The sequence below is a fragment of the Kribbella voronezhensis genome, assembly GCF_004365175.1.
Classification (GTDB): domain Bacteria; phylum Actinomycetota; class Actinomycetes; order Propionibacteriales; family Kribbellaceae; genus Kribbella; species Kribbella voronezhensis.
Map to the genome: position 1 here is coordinate 5593731 of NZ_SOCE01000001.1, position 23870 is coordinate 5617600.

25 protein-coding genes and 1 tRNA gene are annotated in these 23870 nt (G+C 67.5%); 13 read left to right on the forward strand and 13 right to left on the reverse strand.

Translation table 11 applies throughout. From position 1 onward, the window contains the following. Positions 1–134 precede the first annotated feature (134 nt). The 6 genes from EV138_RS26170 to EV138_RS26195 all read left to right on the forward strand — a co-directional run bounded on the left by EV138_RS26170 (position 135) and on the right by EV138_RS26195 (position 6225). The gene (locus EV138_RS26170) at positions 135–560 is read left to right on the forward strand and encodes a molybdenum cofactor biosynthesis protein MoaE (RefSeq protein ID WP_133981399.1); all 426 of its coding nucleotides are present in this window, start codon (positions 135–137) and stop codon (positions 558–560) included. A gap of 30 nt (positions 561–590) precedes the next feature. Then, positions 591–830, forward strand: a complete 240-nt coding sequence (locus tag EV138_RS26175) for a hypothetical protein (protein WP_133981400.1) — start codon at positions 591–593, stop codon at positions 828–830. Next, a complete protein-coding gene (locus EV138_RS26180; protein ID WP_133981401.1) occupies positions 827–1864 on the forward strand; it encodes a YlbL family protein in 1038 nt (345 codons plus the stop codon). The genes EV138_RS26175 and EV138_RS26180 overlap by 4 nt, the downstream gene beginning before the upstream one ends. Before the next feature lie 50 nt (positions 1865–1914). Then, complete coding sequence (locus tag EV138_RS26185; protein WP_202866823.1) at positions 1915–2487, forward strand: PPA1309 family protein; 573 nt, start codon at positions 1915–1917, stop codon at positions 2485–2487. After that, positions 2484–5456: a UPF0182 family membrane protein gene (locus tag EV138_RS26190; protein WP_133981402.1), complete on the forward strand. Its 2973-nt coding sequence runs from the start codon at positions 2484–2486 to the stop codon at positions 5454–5456. Before EV138_RS26185 ends, EV138_RS26190 begins: the two co-directional genes overlap by 4 nt. Before the next feature lie 361 nt (positions 5457–5817). Beyond that, positions 5818–6225, forward strand: a complete 408-nt coding sequence (locus tag EV138_RS26195) for a hypothetical protein (protein ID WP_202866824.1) — start codon at positions 5818–5820, stop codon at positions 6223–6225. A gap of 108 nt (positions 6226–6333) precedes the next feature. Here EV138_RS26195 and EV138_RS26200 read toward each other — a convergent pair whose 3' ends face one another. After that, positions 6334–7299: a GNAT family N-acetyltransferase gene (locus EV138_RS26200; RefSeq protein ID WP_166678685.1), complete on the reverse strand. Its 966-nt coding sequence runs from the start codon at positions 7297–7299 to the stop codon at positions 6334–6336. 115 nt (positions 7300–7414) lie between these two features. Here EV138_RS26200 and EV138_RS26205 point away from each other — a divergent pair. Then, positions 7415–7491 (forward strand) — tRNA-Met (locus EV138_RS26205). A gap of 304 nt (positions 7492–7795) precedes the next feature. Here EV138_RS26205 and EV138_RS26210 read toward each other — a convergent pair. Beyond that, positions 7796–8581 carry an SDR family oxidoreductase gene (locus EV138_RS26210; protein ID WP_238158360.1) on the reverse strand — a complete coding sequence of 262 codons (786 nt, stop codon included), beginning with the start codon at positions 8579–8581 and terminating at the stop codon, positions 7796–7798. A 228-nt stretch (positions 8582–8809) separates the two neighbouring features. Here EV138_RS26210 and EV138_RS26215 point away from each other — a divergent pair, with 228 nt between their 5' ends. The 3 genes from EV138_RS26215 (at position 8810) to EV138_RS26225 (ending at position 12079) form a co-directional block, all read left to right on the forward strand. Beyond that, positions 8810–9742: an NAD-dependent epimerase/dehydratase family protein gene (locus EV138_RS26215; RefSeq protein ID WP_133981404.1), complete on the forward strand. Its 933-nt coding sequence runs from the start codon at positions 8810–8812 to the stop codon at positions 9740–9742. Further along, entirely contained in the window at positions 9739–10725 is a 987-nt protein-coding gene (locus EV138_RS26220; protein WP_133981405.1) for an RNA polymerase sigma-70 factor, read from the forward strand. Before EV138_RS26215 ends, EV138_RS26220 begins: the two co-directional genes overlap by 4 nt. 121 nt (positions 10726–10846) lie before the next feature. Then, the gene (locus tag EV138_RS26225) at positions 10847–12079 is read left to right on the forward strand and encodes a DUF3995 domain-containing protein (protein ID WP_133981406.1); all 1233 of its coding nucleotides are present in this window, start codon (positions 10847–10849) and stop codon (positions 12077–12079) included. A gap of 172 nt (positions 12080–12251) precedes the next feature. Here EV138_RS26225 and EV138_RS26230 read toward each other — a convergent pair whose 3' ends face one another. The 3 genes from EV138_RS26230 to EV138_RS26240 form a co-directional block, all read right to left on the reverse strand. After that, on the reverse strand, positions 12252–13073 hold the full coding sequence (locus EV138_RS26230; RefSeq protein WP_133981407.1) for an endonuclease/exonuclease/phosphatase family protein: 822 nt from the start codon (positions 13071–13073) through the stop codon (positions 12252–12254). A 73-nt stretch (positions 13074–13146) separates the two neighbouring features. Further along, entirely contained in the window at positions 13147–14004 is an 858-nt protein-coding gene (locus tag EV138_RS26235; protein ID WP_238158361.1) for an alpha/beta fold hydrolase, read from the reverse strand. Positions 14005–14029: 25 nt separating this feature from the next. After that, positions 14030–15088 (reverse strand): LLM class flavin-dependent oxidoreductase, encoded by a 1059-nt coding sequence (locus EV138_RS26240; RefSeq protein WP_133981408.1) that lies wholly within the window; start codon positions 15086–15088, stop codon positions 14030–14032. A gap of 502 nt (positions 15089–15590) precedes the next feature. Between EV138_RS26240 and EV138_RS26245 the strand changes: the two genes are divergently transcribed. After that, entirely contained in the window at positions 15591–16208 is a 618-nt protein-coding gene (locus EV138_RS26245) for a hypothetical protein (protein ID WP_133981409.1), read from the forward strand. A gap of 30 nt (positions 16209–16238) precedes the next feature. Here the strand turns inward: EV138_RS26245 and EV138_RS26250 are convergent, their stop codons facing one another. Then, entirely contained in the window at positions 16239–16700 is a 462-nt protein-coding gene (locus tag EV138_RS26250) for an iron chaperone (RefSeq protein WP_133981410.1), read from the reverse strand. 562 nt (positions 16701–17262) lie between these two features. On the opposite strand from EV138_RS26250, the gene EV138_RS37390 reads away from it, so the two are divergent. After that, complete coding sequence (locus EV138_RS37390) at positions 17263–17439, forward strand: hypothetical protein (RefSeq protein WP_166678686.1); 177 nt, start codon at positions 17263–17265, stop codon at positions 17437–17439. Between the two features lie 4 nt (positions 17440–17443). On the opposite strand, the gene EV138_RS26260 is transcribed toward EV138_RS37390, so the two are convergent. Both EV138_RS26260 and EV138_RS26265 read right to left on the reverse strand, forming a co-directional pair. Continuing rightward, positions 17444–18367 (reverse strand): GlxA family transcriptional regulator, encoded by a 924-nt coding sequence (locus EV138_RS26260; protein ID WP_202866825.1) that lies wholly within the window; start codon positions 18365–18367, stop codon positions 17444–17446. A gap of 320 nt (positions 18368–18687) precedes the next feature. After that, entirely contained in the window at positions 18688–19578 is an 891-nt protein-coding gene (locus EV138_RS26265) for a LysR family transcriptional regulator (protein ID WP_202866826.1), read from the reverse strand. Between the two features lie 58 nt (positions 19579–19636). On the opposite strand from EV138_RS26265, the gene EV138_RS26270 reads away from it, so the two are divergent. Further along, a complete protein-coding gene (locus EV138_RS26270) occupies positions 19637–20431 on the forward strand; it encodes an NAD(P)-dependent oxidoreductase (RefSeq protein WP_133981412.1) in 795 nt (264 codons plus the stop codon). A gap of 57 nt (positions 20432–20488) precedes the next feature. Here the strand turns inward: EV138_RS26270 and EV138_RS26275 are convergent, their stop codons facing one another. The 5 genes from EV138_RS26275 to ligD form a co-directional block, all read right to left on the reverse strand. Then, the gene (locus EV138_RS26275) at positions 20489–20815 is read right to left on the reverse strand and encodes a putative quinol monooxygenase (protein ID WP_133981413.1); all 327 of its coding nucleotides are present in this window, start codon (positions 20813–20815) and stop codon (positions 20489–20491) included. 122 nt (positions 20816–20937) lie between these two features. After that, complete coding sequence (locus EV138_RS26280; protein WP_133981414.1) at positions 20938–21150, reverse strand: hypothetical protein; 213 nt, start codon at positions 21148–21150, stop codon at positions 20938–20940. 447 nt (positions 21151–21597) lie between these two features. Beyond that, positions 21598–22227 carry a nucleoside/nucleotide kinase family protein gene (locus EV138_RS26285; RefSeq protein ID WP_133981415.1) on the reverse strand — a complete coding sequence of 210 codons (630 nt, stop codon included), beginning with the start codon at positions 22225–22227 and terminating at the stop codon, positions 21598–21600. Between the two features lie 67 nt (positions 22228–22294). Then, entirely contained in the window at positions 22295–22723 is a 429-nt protein-coding gene (locus EV138_RS26290; protein ID WP_133981416.1) for an FAD-dependent monooxygenase, read from the reverse strand. 92 nt (positions 22724–22815) lie between these two features. Then, the gene (gene ligD / locus EV138_RS26295; protein ID WP_202866827.1) at positions 22816–23829 is read right to left on the reverse strand and encodes a non-homologous end-joining DNA ligase; all 1014 of its coding nucleotides are present in this window, start codon (positions 23827–23829) and stop codon (positions 22816–22818) included. Positions 23830–23870: the final 41 nt, after the last annotated feature.

The window sequence follows — 23870 nt, forward strand, 5'->3', positions numbered from 1 at the left end:
GCGAACGTATTCGCGGGCTGTGACTTCGCCCGCAGCAGAAGTTCGGTACTCCGGGCTGCCACGCCCGTACTACGGGTGGCCGGCGGCTCACGTCGTACGCCGGCAGATTGCCGGGCTGAGGGTGAGGAAGAGGTATGACCGAGGCGATCAGGTTGCTCGACATCCGCGAGTCGGCGCTGTCCAGTGACGAGGTGCTGGCCGCGATCGCCGACCCGGCGGCCGGCGGGACCGCGCTGTTCATCGGCACCGTCCGCAACCACGACCACGACCGGCCCGTCGACGAGCTGACCTACGAGGCGCACCCCGAGGCGCTCAAGCACCTGCGCGACGTGGCCGAGCGGATCTGCGCGGACTCGGCGGTCATCGCGCTGGCGGCCGTCCACCGGACCGGTCCGCTCGAGATCGGCGACGCCGCGGTGATCGTCGGCGTCGCCGCCGCGCACCGCGATCTGGCCTTCGCGGCCTGCCGCCGGCTGATCGACGACCTCAAGGCCGAGGTTCCGATTTGGAAACACCAGCACTTCACCGATGGTGCGAGCGAGTGGGTCGGTACTTGCTGACCCGTACGCTGGGCGCATGAAGGTGGCCCGATGAAGGTCCTGGCGTGGCTGGCGTTCCCGCTGGTGACCACCGTGCTGGCGATGTGCTGGGCGGCTTGGCGTGGGCGCAGCCGCGGCCCGCGCCGCTCCGGTGGTGCCTTCGCGTCGGTGGAGGACTTCCGCCGCTTCAACGAGGCGGTGGCCGCACCCGGCCCGCTCGCCACTCCCGCACCGCGAGCAGGACTGCGCGGCCTCATCCACAAATTCAAGATCGCAGGGCAGGGTTCGTGACACGTCGTACCGCCACGCTGGTCACCTCGATCGTCGTGCTCGTCATCTCGCTCGGACTGGTGACCGTCTTCCCGGTGCCGTTCGTCTCGTTCAGCCCGGGGCCGGTGAAGAACACCCTCGGGCAGTCGAAGAGCAAGCCGGTGATCGAGATCACCGGCCACGAGACGTACCCGACCACCGGCGAGCTCGACCTCACCACGGTGTCGGTGACCTCGCCGGACCGTGACCTCACCCTGCCGCAGGCGATGCGCAACTGGCTCGACCCGCACCACGACCTGTTCCCGCGCGACATCATCTATCCGCCGGAGCAGAGCGCGGACGAGGTCGAGCAGCAGAACACCGCGGAGATGACCGGCTCGCAGGACAGTGCCGTCGCCGCCGCGCTGCAAGAGGTGCCGGTGCCGTTCCACCCGAAGGTCTCGACGGTGTCGAAGGGCAGCCCGGCCGACGGCAAGCTGAAGCCCGGCGACGTGGTGCTCAAGGTCGACGGCGTCGCCGTCAGCCAGGTCCCGCAGGTCGGTGAGCTGGTCCGGAAGAACAAGGTCGGCGAGAACGTCTCCTTCCTGATCCGCCGCGGTGGCGCCGAGCAGACCGTGGTGGTCAAGGCCGCCGCGACCCCGGGCGACGCGGGCCGGCCGATGGTCGGTATCACCATCGGTGTCGACTCCGCGGTGAAGGTCAGCGTGAACCTCGGCCAGGACATCGGCGGCCCGAGCGCCGGAACGGCGTTCGCGCTGGCCATCTACGACAAACTCACCCCGGGTCCGCTGCTGAACGGCAAGCACATCGCGGGGACCGGAACCATCGACGCCCTCGGCCAGGTCGGCGCGATCGGCGGCATCCAGCAGAAGATCGCCGGCGCCAAGGCCGCCGGCGCCACCGTCTTCCTGGTCCCGGAACCGAACTGCGCGGCCGCTCTGCACGCGGGCGTCAAGGACATCCGGCTGGTGAAGATCACCACCCTGCACGAGGCAATCGGCGCTTTGAAGGCACTGGCCAGTGGAACTGGAGACGTCCCGGCATGCACTCCGTAGGACCTGACGAAGAACCCCGCGACTCGACAGCAGGCGCCTTGAGTCAGGCGGTGATCGAGATCGAGAAGCACGTCAGCGGCGCGGGTTGGGACCAGCCGGCGCAGTTGTTCGCGCTGGTCCCGACCGAAGACCTGCTCCGCGCCGAACCGCAACTCGCGGCCCAGCTCGGCGCGGACGATGCCGCCCAGCCGCTCACCCCGGTGGCTCAGGGCGAACTGCCCGGTGGCATGGACGACGAGCACCTGGCCGAGGCGCTGGCTCAGATCGAGTGGCCGGACGGCGTCAGTGGCTGTGCCTTGGTCGTCGAGCGGATCGTCCTCCCCGCCTCGGTCGAATCCGGCCTGCCGGACGCCGAGTCCGACGCGGAACTGGCCCGGCTGGCCGGCAGCGACCCGCGCCGTCACGAGGTCCGGATGGTGGCCGGCGTACTGCGCGAAGGAGGCCGGTTCGGGGCCGTCCGGCTGCGCACCCATGACGAGGACAGCGCGGTACTCACCGGTGTCGACTTGGTCCCTACGCTGTGCGAAGTACTGTCATTGACATTCGAGCCTTCGACGGGCAGTGGTCCCGCTCGTGGCGCTGGGGTCGACGGCAGCAGTGACGACGAGGAGAACCGATCATGAGCGACGGCGTCTACGACATGCCGGAGGAGCCGCGTCGGTCCCGGCGAACGCCGGGCCAGCGGCCCCGGGCCCTGCTGCCCACGATCGCCACCCTGATCGTGCTGCTCATCCTGTTCAGCGTCTTCACCGACGTCTGGACCCAGCGGCTCTGGTACCGATCGGTCGATCTCGGTTCGGTGTTCAGCACCGTGCTGGGCACCCGGGTGCTGTTGTTCGTGATCGTCGGCCTGCTGATGGCGGTCGCCGTCGTCGCGAACGTCATCGTGGCCTTCCGGACCCGCCCGCGGGTCGCCCTCGCCCCGTCGCCGAGCCCAGGCTTCGAGCGGTACGGCGAACTCCTCCAGCAACGCGGAAAGATCGCCGTCGGAGTGCTCGCGACGCTGATGCTCGTCTTCGGCGGCTCGGCCGCGTCGGGGGAGTGGAAGGTCTTCCTCGCCTGGAAGAACCGGACCTCGTTCGGCGTCACGGACAAGCACTTCAACAAGGACATCTCGTTCTTCGTCTTCGACTACCCGTGGCTGCGCGTCCTGCTCGGCTTCGGCTACTCGATCGTCCTGCTGTCCCTGGTCGCCGCGATCATCACCCACTACCTGTACGGCGGGTTCCGCCCGTCCGCGAAGGGGCAGAAGGCCTCCGGCGCGGCCCAGGTGCAGTTCTCCGTACTGCTCGGTCTTCTCGTGCTGCTGAAGGCTTTCAGCTACTGGCTCGACCGGTTCGGCCAGACCACCGCGGACAGCAGGCTGTTCACCGGTATCTCCTACACGGGTGATCACGCGGTCCTGCCCAGCAAGGAGATTCTCGCGGTCATCGCCGTCCTGTGCGCCGGCCTGTTCTTCGCGAACGTGGTCCGCAAGACCTGGCTGCTGCCGGGCGTCGGCACCGTCGTACTGATTCTGTCGGCCATCCTGCTCGGCGCGTTGTGGCCGGCCTCGCTGCAGCAGCTCCGGGTGCGTCCGAGCGAGCCGGTGAAGGAAGCGCCGTACATCACGAAGAACATCGAGGCGACCCGGCAGGCGTACGGCCTGGAGAACACCAAGGTCATCAACTACGAGGCGAAGACGACGGCCCAGGCGGACCAGTTGGCGGCCGACGCCGAGGTACTGCCCGGCATCCGGCTGATCGACCCGACCGTGGTCGGCCCGACGTTCGAGCAGCTGCAGCAGGTCCGCGGCTTCTATTCGTTCCCGACCGACCTGGACGTCGACCGCTACAAGATCGGCAACCAGGTCCGCGACACCGTGATCGCGGTCCGCGAGGTGCAGGTCGACCGGTTGCCGGCCGGCCAGCGCAACTGGAACAACGACCACACCGTCTACACGCACGGGTTCGGCGTGGTGGCCGCCAACGGCAACCAGCGCGCCTCCGACGGTACGCCGGTGTGGTCCTCCAAGGACCTGCCGCCGACCGGCCAGCTCGGTGACTACGAACCGCGGATCTACTTCGGCGAGCAGTCCCCGGACTACTCGATCGTCGGCGGCTCGAAGAACGGGCAACCGGTCGAGCTGGACACCCCGGAGGGCAAGAACGGCGGCGACCCGACCCTGAACACGTACTCCGGCAAGGGCGGCGTACCGGTCGGCTCGTTCGGGAACCGGTTGCTCTACGCCACCAAGTTCCGCGACGCGAACATCCTGCTGTCCAGCCGGGTCACGCCGGAGTCGAAGATCCTGTACGACCGGACGCCGCGCGAGCGGGTCGAGAAGGCCGCCCCCTGGCTCACCCCGGACGGTGACCCGTACCCGGCCGTCGTCGACGGACAGGTGGTCTGGATCGTCGACGGCTACACTACCTCGGCGAACTACCCGTACTCCGAGAAGGTCGCGCTGGACGACAGCACCCGCGACACCACCACGGGCCGCGGCACGATCGCGCAGCAGCCGAGCGAGCAGATCAACTACATCCGCAACTCGGTGAAGGCGGTCGTGAACGCCTACGACGGGTCGGTCGAGCTGTACGCGTGGGATGAGAGCGACCCGGTGCTGAAGACCTGGATGAAGGCCTTCCCCGGCACGGTCAAGCCGCGCTCGGAGATCTCGCCGTCGCTGAAGTCGCACCTGCGCTACCCCGAGGACATGTTCAAGGTGCAGCGCGACCTGCTCGCCAAGTACCACGTGACCGACTCGACCACGTGGTACCAGAACAGCGATCTGTGGCGGGTGCCGGTCGACCCGACCCAGGGTGCGGCCTCGGCGGATTCCTCGCCGGTCTCCCAGCCGCCGTTCTACCTGTCGTTGCGGATGCCGGGTCAGACGGATCCGAAGTTCTCGCTGACCTCGGTCTACGTGCCGAACGCCGAGCGGGAGAACCTGACCGCGTTCATGGCGGTCGACTCGGAGGCTTCGTCGCCGGACTACGGCCAGTTCCGGATCCTTCGATTGCCCGGCAACGTGCAGATCCCCGGTCCGGGACAGGTGGCGAACAAGTTCCAGACCGACGACGCGATCAGAGCGGCGCTGTTGCCGATCAACCAGCCGAGCAGTGGCGCAAGGGCGCAGTACGGAAACTTGCTGACGTTGCCACTGGGCGGTGGTCTGCTCTACGTGCAGCCCGTCTATTCGGTGCGGACCAGTGGCGCCGGTAGCTATCCGGTACTGCGATACGTGCTCGTGAGCTTCGGCGATCGAGTGGCCTTCGGCGCGACTCTGCAGGAGGCTTTGACCAAGGTCTTCAATACCGAGGTCAACACCGGCGAGCCGGATCCGAACGGGACCAAGCCCGATAATCCGCCGGCGAACCCGACAGTCAAGCAGGCGCTCGCCGAGGCGCAGGCGGCTTGGGACAACGCGCAGGCGGCCCTCAAGCGCGGAGACCTGGCCGGCTACCAGAGTCAGGTCAACAAGATGAAGGCAGCGATCGACCGGGCGAACGCCGCGGTGACGCCGACGCCGACGCCGACCGGTACTCCTAGTGGCACGCCGACGACGCCGGCCACGCCGCCGACTAGTCCGCCGACGTCGCCGACCAGCTGATCGTTTCAGGCTCCCGAGCCCCGCACCGCTGTCCGGTGCGGGGCTCGGGTGCGTTTGTCCACAGGTCCGAAACCGGTCGCCGGAAGCGGCCTGGTTCGCGGCATCTTCTCAGGCAAGAAAGGACGCCTGCAGCAGGGCAGGCGCCGGTTCCGCCAAGGAGGCAGCCATGTCGCACCACTCCACCCCGGCCCGTACTACGAGGTCCCGCGCCTCGCGAGTGACCCGACGTATCGTCGGCAGCGGCCTGATCGGTGCCGCCACCGTAACCGCAGTGGTTGCGTCTCCGGCGTCAGCAGCCGGCCTGGATCCGCGGTCCGGCGTCCATCAGGCTCCTCCATCGACTCAGCAGAGGGCGTGCACCTTGGACGGATTCGTCATCGACCGGCTGCCCGGCGGCATCGGTTCGCCGAGCGACTTCGAGTACGAGTGGGAGGAGGTCGCCTTCCACAGCAGGGTTTGGGAGACCGGCCCGGACCCGGAAGGTGCCACCGTGGTGGACCTGACCGTGAAGACCATCAGGGGCATGAAGCTGACCGATCTCAGCGAGCTCCGCGACTTCCTGACCGAGTACCACGAGCAGGATCCCGACGAGTGGAAACTCACGCCGGTCAAGGTCGGCGAGTACGACGGGTATCTCGCGACGGACCACGTCTTCTACTTCGTCTCACCCGGTCTCGCGGCCGAGGTCTCGATCGACCGCTCCCGCTTCAGCGAGGACGACCTCCTGACGACAGCGGCCGGGTTCCACCCTGAGACTTCGTCCTCCTGACGGTCAGCCCTGCCGCTGCCCCGGCCACGGAGCAGCGGCAGGCCGGTCGGCCGGACCACGAGCCCGCGCTCACCGTGAACACTTGTACGCGGAGCGTTCTGGTTCAGGTCAGTACCCGAGCAGCCGGTGCAACCGGTGGAACGTCTGAACGAACCCGAGCCGCGGCCAAGCCCTCGAGCTCAACAGATTCGTCACCCGCCAATCCGTCACGACGCTGTCGTACCCGACCTCGGCCGCCCAGTTCAGCACCGCCTCGCCGACCGCTCGCCCGGCCCCGATCCCCCTGGCATCAGGGAAGACGGCCGCAAAGGCAAGGAACCCAGCATTGTCCGGCTGAGCCAGCCCAGCATGGGCACTCGACTTCTCCACCGAGCAACCGATCGACATACCGACAACCCGACCGTTGTGCTCGGCAACAAACGTCATGTACTCCGGATCGTCGATCGACTCTTCCCAGTCGGCCAGCGCCTCTTCCAGCGTGGGCACCTCCCCGGCCGAGAACACCGGCGACAACCCTTGATGCTGCGGCAACACCAGATCAAGCTCGGCCAGTACTGCGACGTCGGCACGCGCGGCACGCCGTACGGTCAATCCCTGGTGCTCCGCATACGGAGTACTAGGCACCGCTCGTACAGCGTGTGCGTGCTGCGAACCGAATCCGAGCCGGAACCACGCGTCGATCAACTCCGGCTCATCGGGCACCAGCGCGAAGTGCGCGATCAGCCCTTGCCCGTACCACTTGGCCGCCGCAGCACCGTAGAGATCCCGCACCTTCTCCGGATCCCGCACCGCGTGCCCAGCGCGCTCCACCCACACGTTTGGTCCCCAGACCGCACCCGGCTTCGGGGCCCCGAGCAAGTACCCGGTGATCTCGCCACCCTCCACCAGCACGGCGCCCGAAGCACCTTCCGTCTGCCACGTGGCGTTGACCTCGACCCGCGCGAGCTCGGGATCCTCATACTCCGCCGGCAGCAACGGATGCCGCCTCCGATGACGCGCATGCCGCTCCGCCAGCAACGCCGCTGCCCCCACCAAATCGCCGGCCTCGAACGGCCGCACCACAAGTCCACCCATAGCCGGACGCTACGCTCATCCTCGCCCCCAGCAACACAAATTTTCCCGCCAACCAGACTCACCAGCCCTCGATTTGGATGCACGGCCAGGATCCTCTAAACTAAAGACACAACGGCGCGGGGTGGAGCAGCTCGGTAGCTCGCTGGGCTCATAACCCAGAGGTCGCAGGTTCAAATCCTGCCCCCGCTACCAAAGAAGGCCTGGACCATACGGTCCAGGCCTTCGCCTTTTTCCAGCAACTACCCCCATGCCCGCAGCACGCTCGCTCCTACGTCACTCACCCGCCGCCAGCTCCCACCCACCCGAGCCGCACGCTCCTCCGTCGCCTGCTCGACAACTGCAACCGAGTCGCCAGCAACGTGAGTCGACCACGCGACCCAGGCCGTGTAATTCGCCGGCACCGTCTTGCTGAGGCAACCACCGTCGATCATGTGTCTTGGTGACCGCTTCGGTTACGGCCGGTGCGGGGTGTGAGCTCGCGTCTCGGCAATCTGGTTCATGCGGACTTGAGGGCGCCGCCGTCGACGAGGTACTCCTGGCCGGTGATGCCGGCGGCGGTCGGTGAGGCCAGGTAGGCGATCAGCGAGGCGACGTGTTCGGGTTCCACGAGCTGTCCGGAGAGGATGCCCGAGTCCGACGCCAGTCGCGCGAGCAGGTCGGCGTGGCTGATCCCTTGCGCCGCCGCGAGCATGCTGCCGATTCCGTCCGGATCGGTCCACACGGGTGTGCGGGTGGGGCCGGGCGTGACTGTGACAACCCTGACACCTTGCGGGCCGAGCTCCTCGGCGAGGGCCTTGCTGTACGCGGTGAGCGCCGCCTTCGCGGTGGTGTAAGGGACCGGCCCGGTGTGCGGCATCCGCGCTCCCAACGAGGAGATGTTGACGACCAGCCCGCGGCGACGTACGACGCTCGAGACGGCGGCGCGGCAGGTGCGCACCGCAGCGAAGAGATTCAGGTCGAAGGCCTTGTGCCACAGGTCGTCGTCGTAGTCGAAGAAGCCCCGCAGGTCGGCGGCGTCACCGCCGCCGACGTTGTTGATCAGGATGTCGAGGTCCCCGTGCTGCTCGAGCACCGCCCGGACCACTTCGGACGGTCCGGTCGCGGTGGACAGATCACCGAGGACGGCCTCGGCGCCGCTGTCGGCGAGCTCGCTCGACATGGTGCGAGCGCAGCCGATGACCGTTGCTCCTTCTGCGACCAGTGCCCGCACGACCGCCAGGCCGATTCCCCGGCTCGCGCCGGTCACCAGTGCGGTCTTGCCGGTCAGCTGTAAGTCCATCATGTCTCCTCGATCCAGGGTGTGCTGTCGGTAACGAGACAAGGTGGCCGGCCGTGCTGTGACATCCGGACCAGCGCGTGTCCGAACGAGCCGTCGACGCATCGACTCCCGAAGGACGGAGGCAGTTCCGGACGAATGTCACAGACGGCGCAGTGGTCCGGATGTCACAGCACGGCCGGCCGCCTTGTCTTGAGCAACGAGCAGCGCAAGTGCGACGAAAGGTGACGGATCATGCGAGTGTTCGTGGCAGGTGGCAGCGGGGTCCTCGGTCGGCGGCTGGTGCCGCAACTGGTGGCCGGAGGACATCAGGTGACGGCAACGACGACGAGCCGATCGAAGTTGGGCCTGCTGTCCCAGCTGGGTGCGCGCGGTGTCGTGATGGATGGGTTGGACGCGGCATCGGTCGGCGAGGCGGTGGCGTCGGCGGAACCGGAGGTGATCATGCACCAGATGACCGCCATCTCGATGACCCATGCCGGCAAGCCCGACATCAAGCATCCCGACAAGTGGTTCGCGATCACCAACCGGTTGCGCTCCGAAGGCACCGACCACCTGCTCGGGGCCGCCGAGGCGAGCGGTGTTCCGCACTTCGTAGCACAGGGGTACGCGAGCTGGAACGGTGCCCTCGAAGGCGGATGGGTCAAGACGGAGGAGGACCCGCTGAACCTCATGGAGGGCACGGCGGCGTACCCCGGACTGGCGATCCTTCGTCGGGTCGAGGAGAAGGTGCTCGAGATCGGTGGTGCGGTGCTGCGGTACGGCGCGTTCTACGGGCCCGGCGCGATCGACGATCAGGTGACACTCGTGCGCAAGCGCCAGTACCCGCTCGTGGGCGGCGGTGGTGGATACAGCTCGTGGATCCACCTCGACGATGCCGCGAGCGCCACGATGCTGGCGGTCGAGCAGAAGGTGCGCGGGGTGTTCAACATCGTCGACGACGAGCCTGCCCCGGCCAGCGCGTGGCTGCCGTACCTGGCCGAGTGCGCCGGCGCGAAGCCTCCGCGGCGGGTCCCGGTGTGGCTCGCCCGGCTGCTGGCCGGCGACCAGGCGGTGCACATGATGACGCAGGGCCGCGCCTTCTCGAACGCGAAGGCCAAGCGCGAGCTCGGCTGGCAGCTGCGGTACCCGTCGTGGCGGGTGGGCTTCAAGGAGGAGCTGGCGTGAGTCGGTCCGAGGAGTTCGAGGACCTGCGACCGCTGCTGTTCTCCATCGCGTACCGGATCCTGGGCAGTGTCAGCGAGGCCGAGGACGCTGTCCAGGACACCTGGCTGCGGTGGGAAGCTTCCGCCACGACGCCCGACTCGGCGAGGGCCTACCTCTCCGCGGCGGTGACCCGGATCTCGATCAACGTGCTGAACTCTGCGCGGATGCGGCGGGAGGCGTACGTCGGGCCGTGGTTCCCCGAACCGCTGCTCGAGGACCCGTACCAGGAGCCGGAGCGCTCGGCCGAGCTCGCCGACTCGGTGTCCATGGCCGCACTCCTGCTCCTGGAGCGGCTCAGCCCCCTGGAGAGAGCGGCGTTCGTGCTTCGTGAGGTGTTCGGTTTCGACTTTCCCGAGATCGCCTCGGCCGTCGGGCGCTCCGAAGCCGCATGCCGTCAGCTCGCGGTCCGGGCCCGCCGCCACATGGACGAAGGCAGGCCCCGCTTCGAGGCAGACGGGAACCAGCGTGATGAACTCGCCGCGCGGTTCTTCGACGCGCTCGCCGACGGAGACGTGAACGGGTTGCGCGAACTCCTGGCAGCCGATGTCAGCCTGGTCGGCGACAGCGGCGGCAAAGGCCCACAGTTCGCCGAGCGCATCGTCGGCGCCCACAACGTCACGAGGGTGCTCGCCGCACTGGGCGGCGCGTTCGCGCGGGTGGGCGGCGTCGTCGAGCCACACCAGCTGAACGGCCAGCCCGGCGGCATCTTCCGCGACCGGGACGGCAAGGTCGTCAACACCTGGACGCTCGACATCCTCGACGGCCAGATCCAGACGATCCGCTCGGTCATCAATCCCGAGAAGCTCGGGCACGTGGGTCTCGTGGCGGACCCCTGGGAGGTCCTGCGCGACGCGCAGCTCGCGCGCAAGGACAGCGCCTCCTCCCCGACACCTGACGCCGACCACCACCTCACTCCCGAGCCAGAACAGCAGGAACCGAGCTGACCAGCACCGGCACCATCCTCCCCATTACCGACCACGGTCCGCCCGAACCAACCTCGATCGAGGGAGGAGGTTCACTCCGCAGGGGGATGGACGCGTGCCGCTTTGCGGAGACCGTGGACCCATGCCGATCTCGACCACTCTGCCGGCTGTGGACGCTTCGGCCGCGCAGGCAGCCGCCGCGGACAGGCGTGCCAGGCGCACCACCTACGTTGCGTACACGGCGCTGGGATGGGTGGTGCTGTTCTTCTCTTTCCACATCTACTGGTACCTCGGCGGCTCGCTCGCGAGCCCCGGCGAGCTGCCGCCCCTCACGCCCGGCACGCACTCGGATGCGGCCGGCTCGGCGCATGCACGAGTTCGGCTGGTTGCCATGATCGTCGAAGTGCCGGTCCTCTCCGCCTGGCCGATCGGTGCGTGGGTGTGTCTCGCGATCGCTCGCGGATGGGCTCGAGGGCGACGTGCGCGGGTCATCAAGGCCCTGGTGTGGGCCGGCTGCGTGGTGCTCCTCCTGCGCGGCGGCTCGGGGATCCTCGACGACGTGACCCGCGCCACCGGCCTCCTTTCCAACGGGATCACCGGTCTCTCCATCGAGGCCACGACGGGCCACGACCATCTCCGCTGGGCCGACTGGACGATCGACGCCTACTTCCTGGCCGGCGGGATCATCTTCTGGCTCCTCGCCACTCTCCACGGCAAGCAGCCAACCCGCTCCCGAAAGCGCCGTGGGCCAGGCTCTGCGGAAGACCGGCCGCTCGGGAACGAGCTCGTCGGAATCGCCGAGTCGGCACATTCCGAGGTCTTGTCCGAGGACACCGTGGCCTTCGAACCCCTCGTGCAGCGGCCGGTGCCCCTGTGGGCCAGGCGTATGGCACACATCATTCCGTTGCTGGTTCTGCCCTCCGCTCTGTGGCGCTGGGCCGTCGCCTTCGGGTTCCCCATGGGCATGGTGAACAGCTCGGGTGATCCTGACGTCTTGCGGGGCTGGCCGGCGGTCTACGTCGCCGGCATCAGTGTCCTGACAGAGCTTGTCGCCTTGACGGCGTTCGGGCTGGTCCAGCCGTTGGGAGAGGAGGTACCGCGGTGGTCGCCGTTCTTCGGCGGCCGCGCGGTCCGACCGAAGGCCGTGATCATTGCCGCCACAGTGGGTTCTGTGGCGCTGTTCTTGATCTGGACCGTAGGGTTCTGGCAGGTCTGGACGAGTGGTCAACCGGGCCCCATGGTCAGCCCGCTCTGGGCGGCCGTCTTCACCATCTGCTACGCGCCCTTGAATCTCTGGGGCCCGGCACTGCTCACGCTGACCTGGGCCTACCATCGCCGCGCGGCAGGATCCGGCTTGGATAAAGCCACGAGCTGAGCAGAGCCGTCTGCGTGGGGCCGGGATCGCCAAGACTCAGCCTGCATTGCCGCAAAGGCACGTACGCGCACGCAATGGGGACACCGGCGCAAGCGTTAGCAATCTGTTCGACGCCGATCCGCGTCGCAGCCCAGCTCGTCGCCCACGGCAATGCCAGGCACCCGCCCCACGCCTACGACTCCCTTGTCCCCACCGTTGCGGTCAACCCCAGGTGGTCGGATGCGAAACCCGCGCCGTTCTTCATCGGCACCTTGTCGGTGAAGATCAGGTGCGCCTTCTCCGCCCGGAGCGAATTGCGCGAGAACAGCAGGAAGTCGATGCAATGAGCCCTCTGCCCAGGGCCCAGGTACTCCGGGTGAAAAGTCGGCGGGCAGTCTTCAAAAGCGTCCGCAAGCCGACTCTTCTCCACAAACTCAGCGAACAGCGAGCTGTCCCGGCTGATGTTGAAGTCGCCAGTGACGACGAGCGGACCATCAATCGACTCGACGATGGACGTGAGCGCCGCGAGTTGGTGGCGATGCACTTCGTAGTACCGGCTCTGCTCGGTCCAGTCCGCGTCGAAGTTCGCGAGCAAGTGGGTGTTGATGACTCGCAAAGAGGGCTCAGCAAGGCGAACCATCAAGCTGCCCTTCCAAGGCGCCGTCAACCGCGACCGGCGGGGGAGCGCCGCAGCCGATCGGCCCGGCAGCCGAGGGAAGCGTTGGTAAACCGTGCCGACCAACCGACGCCGCGACATGGTGACCAAGCCACCGGCCGGTCCGAGGGCCGACGGCCGGTAGCCGGCGTACCGGAAGGAGGGAAGTCCGGCTGTCAGTTGCCGCAGATGCCAATAGGTGAGGACCTCTTGGAAGCTGACGACGTCCACGTCGCCGGCTTCGAAGTACTCGCCGATCGCCCGATAGCGCTCCGCCAGCCTCGAACCGAGCAGCGGTGTCCCGCGAGTGTTGAGCGACGCAACCGACACCCGACTCCCGTACTCCGGCCGCTGACCCATGGCTCCAGTCCTACCCCACGCGCCCGTACTACGAAGCTCGCACCCTCGTCGGCGAGAAGCCGATGGCCGACCGTCAGGCCTCGGATCCAGCGGCGTCGTCCGACAGCAGCCACCGCAGGATCGCCGGGGTGGCGTCGAAATGACCTACATGACCGGCCTCCGGCTGTTCCTGGTGGACGGCCGAAGGGATCTGCTCGGCCAGCCACCGACCGTGGGTCGGCGGAATGATCCGGTCGGCGCCGCCGTGCCAAATGAAGGCCGGTACGGCGATCTCCTGCGGAGCGAATCCCCAGGGCAGACCGAACAACGCCAGTTCGTCGTCGATCCAGCCGTCGATCCCGGGACGCACGGCTTCGGCGTACGCCTCGGTCAGCATGGCGCCTACTTCGGGCCGCTGCAGTACTGCGCGTTCGGCATCGGGCAGCAGTTCGGCGAGGTCGAAGGAGCCGCTGTTGGCAAAGTGCTCCGCCAGCGCGGACCGTCCCGCGAGCGCTGCGGTTGCGCTGTCGCGATTCATCTCCACCATGTCTGCGAACCAGTCCAGCCCCGCAGCGTCGCACGGTGCCGGGCTTGCCAGGGTGGCGACCCTTGTCACCCGCTCCGGATGGCTTGCCGCGAAAGCCAGCGCGTGCGGACCGCCGCCCGAAACCCCGAAGACCGGCAACCGATCGATGCCATAGGCATCCAATACGGCTGACATGTCGGCGGCAGCGTCGGCAACCTGGCGGCCGCGAGCGACGCTGGACGCACCGAAACCCGGCCGGTCGTAGGTGATCAGCCGCACGTTGAGCGCCTCGAACAACTGGCCGTCCGGGTAGCGAGCCAGCCGACTCATCGGAGTCCCATGCGCGTAGAGGACCGGCCGGCCGTCGGGGCGCCCCCATTCCTCGGTCGCCAGCAAACGGCCACCAGCGGCTTTCACGATGTGCACAATCAGACCCTACGGTCGAATCTCGTCACCCCAGCGTCCTTCTCCGATCAGCAGAAAGGGCGCCAGCGTCGGAGGATAGTTGGTCGAAAGTGAGTGCATTCCTCCTCGAAACGGGCCAGTGGTTGCCGACCACAACTGAGTTCAGCCGGGACCTGAGTTTGGTGAGGTGTTCGAGCTGCGCCAACTGGCTGTCGATGGTGAGTGCGGCGATGCGGATCACCACCTTGCGGGCTCCGGCCGCGACGTACTGCGTGAGCTTCTCGGTCACCGCATCGAGTGTTCCGGCCGCGTGGGCCTGGAGTTGTTCCATTTGCTCGATCGGCCAGCCGTAGGTGCCGCGGAAGTAGGTGTCGAGCTCCGACCGGCCACCGTCCGAGGCAGATGTCACCAGCACATTGACGAAAAGCGCCGGGTCGATTGCATCCGGGCTGCGATGGGCAGCCTCGGCCGAGGCGTGTATCGCGGTCAGGCCGGCGGCGTAGTCGGCCGGATCCGGGGGATAGGGCAGCCATCCGTCGTACAGTCGTCCGGTACGCGCCAAGGCTGCCGGTGTGGCGCCGCCGAGCCAGATCGGGATGCCGGACGGCCGGGAGGTCGGCGTCTGCGGGACCAGGTCGGTGAAGTCGAGGACCTCGCCGTGAAACGCGAACGGCTCCTCCCGGGTCCACAGCTCGCGCCACAGCGCCACGATCTCGTCGAGCCGTTTGAAGCGCCTCGCCCATCGCATACACCGGCTCGCCGAACTTGCCAGGAAACCTGCTCCCACGCCGAGCGTCAGCCGGCCGCCGGACAGCAGGTCGACCGAGGCGAGCGTCTGGGCGGCAGGAACGGGGGATCGGAGCGCCGGCAGCAGCGCCGCCGTGCCAAGGGTCACCGTGTCTGTCACCGGGGCGAGGGCGGCCAGTGCGGTCAACGCCTCCAGCCGCGGCGTGAGAAGCGAGTCGGTGACCCACAACGAGTCCAGCCCGGCCTTCTCGGCTTGTACTCCGAACGCGATGGCCTCGCGGGGGTCCCGGTGATCGGACCAGAGCGCTGTTGCCGTCGGCACGAACACGCCGACGGTCAGGGTTTTGTCGTCATTCATACCGAAGAGCTTTCGACGCGAGCCGGCCGTGAGCAATTCCCTCGAGGGAATCGCTGCCCGGTGGAATGAGCGCGCCCGGGCACGGGAGAAGATATCCGGGCCCTAGGCAACTATCGCACGAGCGGCTCGCGCACCAGCGGCTCGACCGCCCGGCGGCTGCGGTGTCGCCGAAGCTCCTGAGCCACGACGTGATCACCGCCGGATGTCCCAGGACGGCGCCGACAATCTGCCCTGGAACTTTGCGCTGGCCCGGCTACGGTGCAGCTCGCCAGCTCGCCAGCTCGCCAGCTCGCCAGCTCGCCAGCTCGCCAGCTCGCCAGCGCGTCCGCTGCCGCACCGCCCTCCTCAACGCGCTCTATGCGTCCACCCTGCGCCAGCCGATGAGGCCAACCAGACCTCGGAAGCCAGCGGTTTGAAGCGGGCGTGCGATGACACCCTGTGGCGGGATACTCACTGGTGTGGACGGCGATCCGGAGTGGGTGTCCGATCGGGGTGGGCTGTGATGCAGGCTGGGCCTGGGGTGGCAGAGCTGGTCCCAGCGGAACTCGTGTACGGCGAGGGCCTGGTCCTCGCGGGGCTCATCATCGTCTTCGTGTTTGTGTTCGTCGGCTACACGGCCGGCGAATGGTTCGTCGGCGCCGGAGTGGTTGCCGCGGTGATCGCGGGGTTGTTCATCTACATCGGCTGGCGCGAACTGGCCGACTATCCGGCGACCTATCGAGACGGTGACCGGCCGGACACTTCGACCAGCGGCACCAGCCTCTACAGCAGTTGGGAGTTGGCCCGCGGGGCGACGGTGAACACCCGGTTCACAGTCGACGCGCCTGATGCCCAGACGCTCTCCGGCGCTCTGCACCAGCACGGCTGTTCGTCCAAGGTCGACTGGCAGGTGTACGCCGACGGCACTCTGCTGGCATCGGGCACTCTGGCGAACCGCGACGACTTCGAATTCAAGAAGGTCGCGGTCCCCGCCGGCAAGGGGCCGGTCGTCGTCAGGCTGTCCGCCACCCGCACCGACTCGAACGACTGCACCACTGAGCTCTCCTGGGAGAACCCTGGCTTCGAGGGTCCGGGCAATGGCAAATTCCGCTTCGTCTTCCCCGTGCCCGACGCCGACTAGCTCCCGGCGTCGCAGCCGACCCACCTCGGATCAGCTGGCTGCCTGGGTGACCAGTTCGGCGATCTTGGCCTCGTTGGCGGCGGTCAGCTCGGTCAAGGCGTAGGCGGTCGGCCACATGCTGCCGTCGTCGAGATTGGCGGGGTCGTTGAAGCCCAGCGTCGCGTACCTCGCCTTGAACTTCGACGCGCTCTGGAAGAAGCAGACGACCTTGCCGTCCTTGGCGTAGGCGGGCATTCCGTACCAGAGCTTCGGTTCCAGCGCCGGCGCGCTGGCCCTGACGATCGCGTGGATCCGCTCGGCCATCGGGCGCTCGTGCTCGGACAGCTCGGCGATCTTCTCGAGTACTTCGGTCTCACCGTCGACCTTCTTCGCACTCGAGCGGCGCGTGGTCGACTTCAGCTCCTTGGCGCGATCCTTCATCGCGGCCCGCTCTTCCTCGGTGAAGCCGTCGTAGGACTTCTCGGCGGTGGCGGTCTTCGTGGTCTTCGGCATCGCAGTTCCTCTCGTGGCGACTTCTGATGTCCACGAGATTAGCGAGCGCCCGGGCCAGCTGACTTCTTGAATCCTGACCGATTGCCGGCCATCCCGCACAGTACGCCGTGGTTGCCGCGGGCATCGAATACGCGGCGCCCCAGACCCCGTACGCCGAGTGCCTCGCCGGCCCCGAATTCCAACTCCTCCGCCTCAGTCGCTCGGTCGCACCGTCGGCCGCCCCCGTACTCTCCGCCACCGACGCACCGACGCACCGACGCACCGACGCACCCACGCACCGACGCGCCGACGACCGATGCGCCGACGATCGACGATCGACGCACGGACGCGCCGACGACCGACGCACGGAGGCGCCGACGCGCGGACGCGCTGACGATCGACGCTGGCCCCTCACCGGCACCCCTTCGCAGCCGCCTCGGTGGTTCTCGGCATTCGCCGCCATCCCGCCGATGAGCACAATCTGATGTTGGTCCGGCCAGGGTTTCGGTTCGGTCTTGTGGTGGGTACCAGATAGGCAGTTAGATGAGCCGCCCCGTCCGCCATTGTTTGTTGGGAGATATCGATGTTCGCCATCATTGCCGCAGTGATTTTCGGGTTGGCACTGATTCTGGATTGGGCCGACGCGCACGTGAGTGACGCGTTCACTCCGCAGACGCTGCTGATGGCCGGACTGCTCTGCATCGCCTTGCATCTGGCCGGTCTCGGGACCTCTGGCCGTCGGTGGGGCCGCAGGCGCTGACCTGTCAGTCGCGGCCGGTGCGGAGGATTCGGCGAAGCGTTTCTTCGCTGCCGATTCCGCTGCGCCGTGCTGCGGCACCGAGGGTTTCGCCGGCTTCGACCAACGCGAGCGCGGCCTCCCGGCGTACGGAGAGGACGTAGGCAGTCGGCGTCATTCCGGTCTGCGCTTTGAAGAGCCGGCTGAGGTGCCGTTCGCTCAACCCGGCCCGAGCTGCCATGCTCGCCAGGCTGTGATTGGTCCCAGGATCGGCCGCGATCTCGTCGCAGAGCAGGCGAAGGGGATCGCGGCGCGGTCGGGGAGTCCGTGCGGGGACGGACAGTTGCGGTTGTGCTCCACGCCGACGCATGAACACCACAAGGTCTTTGGCGATCTCATGCGCCACGACGTCACCGGCGTCCTCTTCGACGAGAGCCAGCGCAAGATCGATCCCCGCACTGACGCCGGCCGAGGTCAGTACCCGCCCGTCGCGCACATAGATCGACTCCTCGTCGACAGTCACGGTCGGAAAGCGCCGCCGAAGAGTGCCGATGTGCCGCCAGTGGGTCGCGGCACGCTTCCCGTCCAGCAATCCGGCCTCGGCGAGTGCGAAAGCACCCGAGCAGACAGACGCGACCCGGCGTGCACCCGCGGCCAACTGAGCGATCGCAGCTTGCAGTGCAGCATCCGGACGTTCGTGCACCAGGCGCTCGCCGCCAGGAACAACCAGCGTGTCCACCGCCGACAAGGCAGCAGCATCAGCCTGTACGCCGATACGCAAGCCACCCGACGTCGTGATGTCCGCGCCACCCGGCGAGCACACCGTCACCCGGTGTCCCGTACCGAGCGCCGCAGCCACGTCGAAAACCTCTAACGGCCCAGTGAGGTCCAACAACCGAACCCCGTCGAACACCAGTACCGCAACCGCTATCTCGCGCCGCCCACTACTCACCCGGCCACTGTAGATCCGCTTGTCTGAGCAGTGCCCGCCTGGAGGCGTCGTCGGGCGTCCAAGTGGTCCACAGCATCCGCTCGCCGAAGAGGCTGCCCTAGAGGGTGTGCTGACTGCGATGCCGGTCCATCGCCCCATCGTCTCCATCGAGGTCTCCGCGTGCTGCGTCGACCAAGCGCTCCGCACCTTCAAGGTCTCGGCCTACTGCGTCGACCAAGCGCTCCGCACCTTCGAGGTCTCGGCCTACTGCCTCGACCAAGCGCTCGGCACCTTCAAAGTCACGCGGTACCGGATGCGGCAGCTCGGCCGCGTTGGCTTTCTCAGCGATGAAGTAAGTCGAGAAAGGCGCTGGTTGCCGGCGACGGGGTGAAGCCACTGGTGATCGCCGAGTAGACCTGGCGAGGTGGGATGTCGTCCGGATGAATCAACACCAGCTTGACGTCCCGCCGTACCGCATCGGCCGCCAGCGACGGCACCATCGTGATACCGATGCCCGCAGCAACGAACCCCTGCTTGGCCATCCAGTCCCGGGCGACGAACCCGATGTGCGGCTGAAAGCCGGTTCGCAGACAGGCGCTGATCAGTGTGTCCTCCGGGTTGGAACTCCCGGCGATCCATTCCTCGTCCCGAAGATCCGTCAGCCGTACCTGACGTCGTCCCGCGAGCCGATGGTCAGCAGGCAACGCGACGTACATGAAGTCGTCGCAGATCTTGCGCAGTTCGAACCCATCGAGATGCTGCCTCCCCGGGAAGCTCACCACCGCGACGTCGGCATCGCCCGCACCAAGAAGCGCCAGTAGCTCCCGAGTGAACCCTTCCCGCAGCGACACCGAAACTCCGGGGTGACGCTGCTGGAACGCCGCGACCGCATGCGGGACCAGTGCGGCGTCGGCAGTGGCGAAGGCAGCTACCCGTAACCGGCCCGTCGCCAGGTCGCGCAGGTCGGCGAGTTCTCGGCGCGCGGCATCCAGCCGATCGAGGACGGCCTGGGCGTGAGCGAGCAACCGATGGCCGGGCTCAGTAAGGCGTACTCCGCGCGGGAGGCGGTCGAACAATGCCGTACCGGCCTCTTCTTCAAGACTTGAAATTTGTCGCGAAATCGCAGACTGGGTGTAGCCGAGCACCGGTGCGGCGGCGGTGAAGGAACCGAGGCGGGCGACTTCGACGAAGACGCGAAGGAGCGGGGTGGAGAAGTCATGCTGGACAGGCATGGCTTCTATGCTAGACATTCGCTACTCACATCGGTCGAGCGTGGCTAGCGTTGCCGACATGGACAAGAACAGCAAGATCGCGTTCCTCGGACTCGGCTCGATGGGCGCGCCGATGGCGCGGCGGGTCGCCGCGGCCGGCTACCCGTTGACGGTGTGGAACCGCTCGCCCGGCCGAACCGAGGGTTTCGCTGCCGTCGCCGCTTCGCCGGCGGAGGCGGTACAGGATGCGGATGTCGTCGTGACCATGCTGGCCGACCCCGCCGCGGTGCGCGAGGTGGTTGCTTCCTTCACGGCTAAGTTGAAGCCCGGCGCGGTACTGGTGGAGGCATCGACGATCGGACCGGCCGCAGTACAGGAAGTTGCAGACCTGCTGCCCGATGAGGTGACGCTGGTCGACGCACCCGTGATGGGGAGCATCGACCGGGCGGCGAGTGGGGAGCTGTCGCTGTTCGTGGGCGGCGACGCCGATGAGGTGATGCCGCTGCTCGAGGAGTTCGGCAGCGTCAACCGCACCGGCGCGGTGGGCACGGGCGCCGCGCTCAAACTCGTGATGATCAATGCTGTGGTCAACGGCGTGGCACTGATCGGCGAGGCTGTTGCCCTCGCGGACGCACTCGGCCTCCCGGAGGACCAGGTCAAGCGCGCGATGGCCGCATCACCTCTGGCCGGACTCGCCGGCCGGGCCTTCGCCGAGGGCGCCTATTTCCCGGTCCGCCTGGCCGCGAAGGACGTCGCGCTCGCCGTCGACGCCGCCGACCTTCCGATCGCCCGCGCTATCCACGACCGCCTCACGGCGTACCCCGATGCCGCAACCGAGGACCTCGGCCAGATCGTCAAGTACTTCAGAGCCTGAATCAAGCCTTCCACCGAAGCTCCGCGCGGTCGGTGGGAATCCACGGCTGGGAGAAGATCAGCGGGTGACGGACATTTCGCCGAGTTCGGACCAGTCGGACTGCGGGACCTCGAAGTTGACGATCTTCGGGGTCGAGGCCAGGTAGGGCGGCAGCTTCTGCTGCGCCGCCTTGAAGTGGTCGGACTGGACGTGGGCTCCGCCGGCGTCGCCGTCGCGGAAGGCCTCGACCAGGACGTACTCGTTCGGGTCGTCGAGCGACCGGGACCAGTCGAACCACAGGCAGCCGTCCTCGTTCCGCGTCGCGGCGGTGAAGTCGGCGGAGATCTCCGGCCAGTTGTCGGCGTGCTCAGGCAAGATCTGGAACTTGGCCGTAATGAAGATCATGACGGAACTCCTAGGCGACGATCGGATGCGACGGCTCGATGCTATCCACCGCCGGCGCCCCGGAGGTGTCACTTTGAGACACCGGTACTACGGGGCGCGGCGGGTGGTGGCGGCCGGGCGCATCAAGCGGCCTGAGCAGCGGCGGTACGACGGTTCGCGCGGTTCTGCTGAGCCCAGACGGCGCGGCGGAGCTTGGCCTTGTCGGGGTACCCGGCGGCTCTGCCGATCTCGTACACGTCATGGCTGCGCATGTTGACCATCGCCGCGACGAACCACACCGGGTTCCCCTCGGCCAGCATGGTGACGATCATCTGACGGGTGGTGTTCTCGGACATCTCGATCTCCTTGCCTGGTAGGTGCCTTCACTGATACGTCGGATCAGGCACCCCGATTTCGACAGGCTCAGAACAACTTTCTTACCCGTACTCCGTGCTCGCGCGAACTCCTCTACGCACAGCTACGACGACTACACGGCGCGACGAATCGCCCGCTGACGCACCCACCCTCGGCACCGACACGTCCACCACCAACCTGCCCCAGCAGGCGCCGGGAAAAAACGAATGCCCCGACCATGGATCGGGGCACTCGCCCGTGCGGGTCCCGGGGGGAGTGGGACCTCCACACGTGGGGGGATCTCGAAACTATCCCGCTCGGAGGGTCATGTCAGAACCATTTCGGCGATTCTCGAAACCTTGTCCGCTGAGCGGTTCGAACTCTGCGCTCAACGGTCGCCGACGGACTGTCCAAAACTTGTTTCAGGTGCTGCCTCAAAGCTAGCACCCTCAGGCCAGTTGAATCACCGCGTCGGCGGCGGCCCTGGTGGCCGCGATCAGTCGCGCGTTCGCCTCGTCGCTGCCGTACGTCCGCTCATGGGCCTCCTCAGCCGAACGGCCGTAGCGTCGGTGCCGGGCCTCGAGTCGCTCGAGCCTGAGGTCGTCGGGGACTTCGACGTACCAGACCTCGTCGAGCAACGACCGAGCCGTTGCCCAGGGCATCGAATCGAGCAAGAGGTAATTGCCTTCGGTGATCACCAGGCTCACCTCCGGCGCGACCGGGATGCTCGCCGCGATCGAGTCTTCCAGTTCACGGTCGAAGCGCGGCGCCCAGATCGTCTCCTCGGCCGACTTCCTCAATCGCTCGAGCAACGCCACGAACCCGTACCCGTCGAACGTCTGCGGCGCCCCCTTGACGGCAGCCAATCCCAGCTCCTCGAGAGCCGACTGCGCGAGGTGGTACCCGTCCATTGGCACGAGAGCGACCGCGTGCCCGAGGCCGGTCAACTCGGCGGTGAGCTGCTCGGCGTACGTCGACTTGCCGGCCGCCGGCGCTCCCGTGACGCCGAGGATCGCGCGTCGGCCCGCCGTCGCCAACTTGATTGCCCGAGCCAGGGCGTCGTCTCGATTCAGCTGCACGAAGAGATCTTGTCAGGCCACCGCCCGCCACCGGCATGCGCCCGCAATACGGTGCCCAGCACCGAGGCTAGGCCAGGTACCCGTCGGGACGGATGAGGATCTCGTCGCCGTCCTTCGCGTGGTAGTGGTCGAAGGCCTCGGGGGAGAGGTATGCGCCCGGCCGGGCGGCGGTCCGTACTACGGTCACTTCGTGCGCGTGCTCCGTCGTCGTGGACGGGGCGAAGCGCAGCAGTGTCTCGTGCGGCCCGCGGAACAGGTCGAAAAGACGCAACTTGTTGCCCTCAGCATCGATCAGCGGTGAGTCCGGCGCGCGGTCGCCGCGGGTGATCGGGCCGGTGTCGGACGGGTCGCGGTAGCTGATGTCGAGCTGGCGGACGTTCTCGCCGCGTTCCAGCGCGGACTCGTCACCGTCCAGGTGCTTCTGCATGAGCTCCGAGCTGATCCCCAGCACCCGAGCAGCATTCGTACGCCGTTCGGTCTCGTACGTCGCGAGCACTTCCTCGCGTCCGTCGGCGAGTTTCCAACCGAGGTTGTACGCGCGTCGGCGACCCCGGTGTTCAGGCCCTGGGGATGGGGGATCGGGGACCGCTATTCCTCTGGTGGTGGGGGGACCTCGGCGCCTTCGCGTTCGTCGCGTTCGGCCCATTCGATCAGGGTGTCGAGGGAGTAGGCGGAGTCGTCGATCGTCGCGTGCAGGTCACCCAGTTCGGCGAAGCGGGCCGGGACGGTCGCGATGGTGAACGCCTTCGGGTCGACGGTGTCGACCTCGTCCCAGTGGATCGGTGTGGAGACCGTGCCTTCCGGGTTGCCGCGGACGGAGTACGCGCTGGCGATCGTGTGATCTCTCGCGTTCTGGTTGAAGTCGACGAACACCTTCGACGGGTCGCGATCCTTGCGCCACCAGGTCGTCGTCACGTCCTCGGGCGCGCGCCGCTCCACCTCGCGTGCGAACGCGAGCGCCGCGCGGCGTACGTCCGAGAATCCGTACTCCGGTTCGATGCGCACGTAGATGTGTATGCCGGAGCCACCCGAGGTCTTCGGGTAGCCGGTCGCGCCCAAGTCGTCGAGCACCTCGCGCGCGACGTGCGCCACCCGGCGTACGCGGTCGAACGGGCAGTCCGGCATCGGGTCCAGGTCGATCCGCCACTCGTCGGGCTTCTCGGTGTCGGCGCGACGGGAGTTCCACGGGTGGAACTCGACCGTCGACATCTGCACGGCCCACGCCACGTGCGCGAGCTCGGTGACGCACAGCTCGTCGGCGGTGCGGTTGTACCGCGGGAAGTGCACGCGGACGGTCTCCATCCACGGAGGTGCGCCGTGTGGCAGCCGCTTCTGGTGCACCTTCTCGCCGGCGACGCCTTCCGGGAACCGGTGCAGCATGCAAGGTCGCTCGCGCAGCGCTCGCACGATTCCGTCGCCGACCGAGAGGTAGTAGTTGACCAGGTCGAGCTTGGTCTCACCGCGGGCCGGGAAGTAGACCCGGTCCGGATTCGAGATCCGCACGGTGCGCTCGCCGACCTCGAGCTCGATGGCCGGCGTCTTCGCTTTGGCCTTGGCCGCCTTGACCGTCTTCGTTGCCTTGGTCGCCTTGGACTCTGCCATGCCGCCAATCTATGCGCCGCCACCGACATCCGGCACTCACC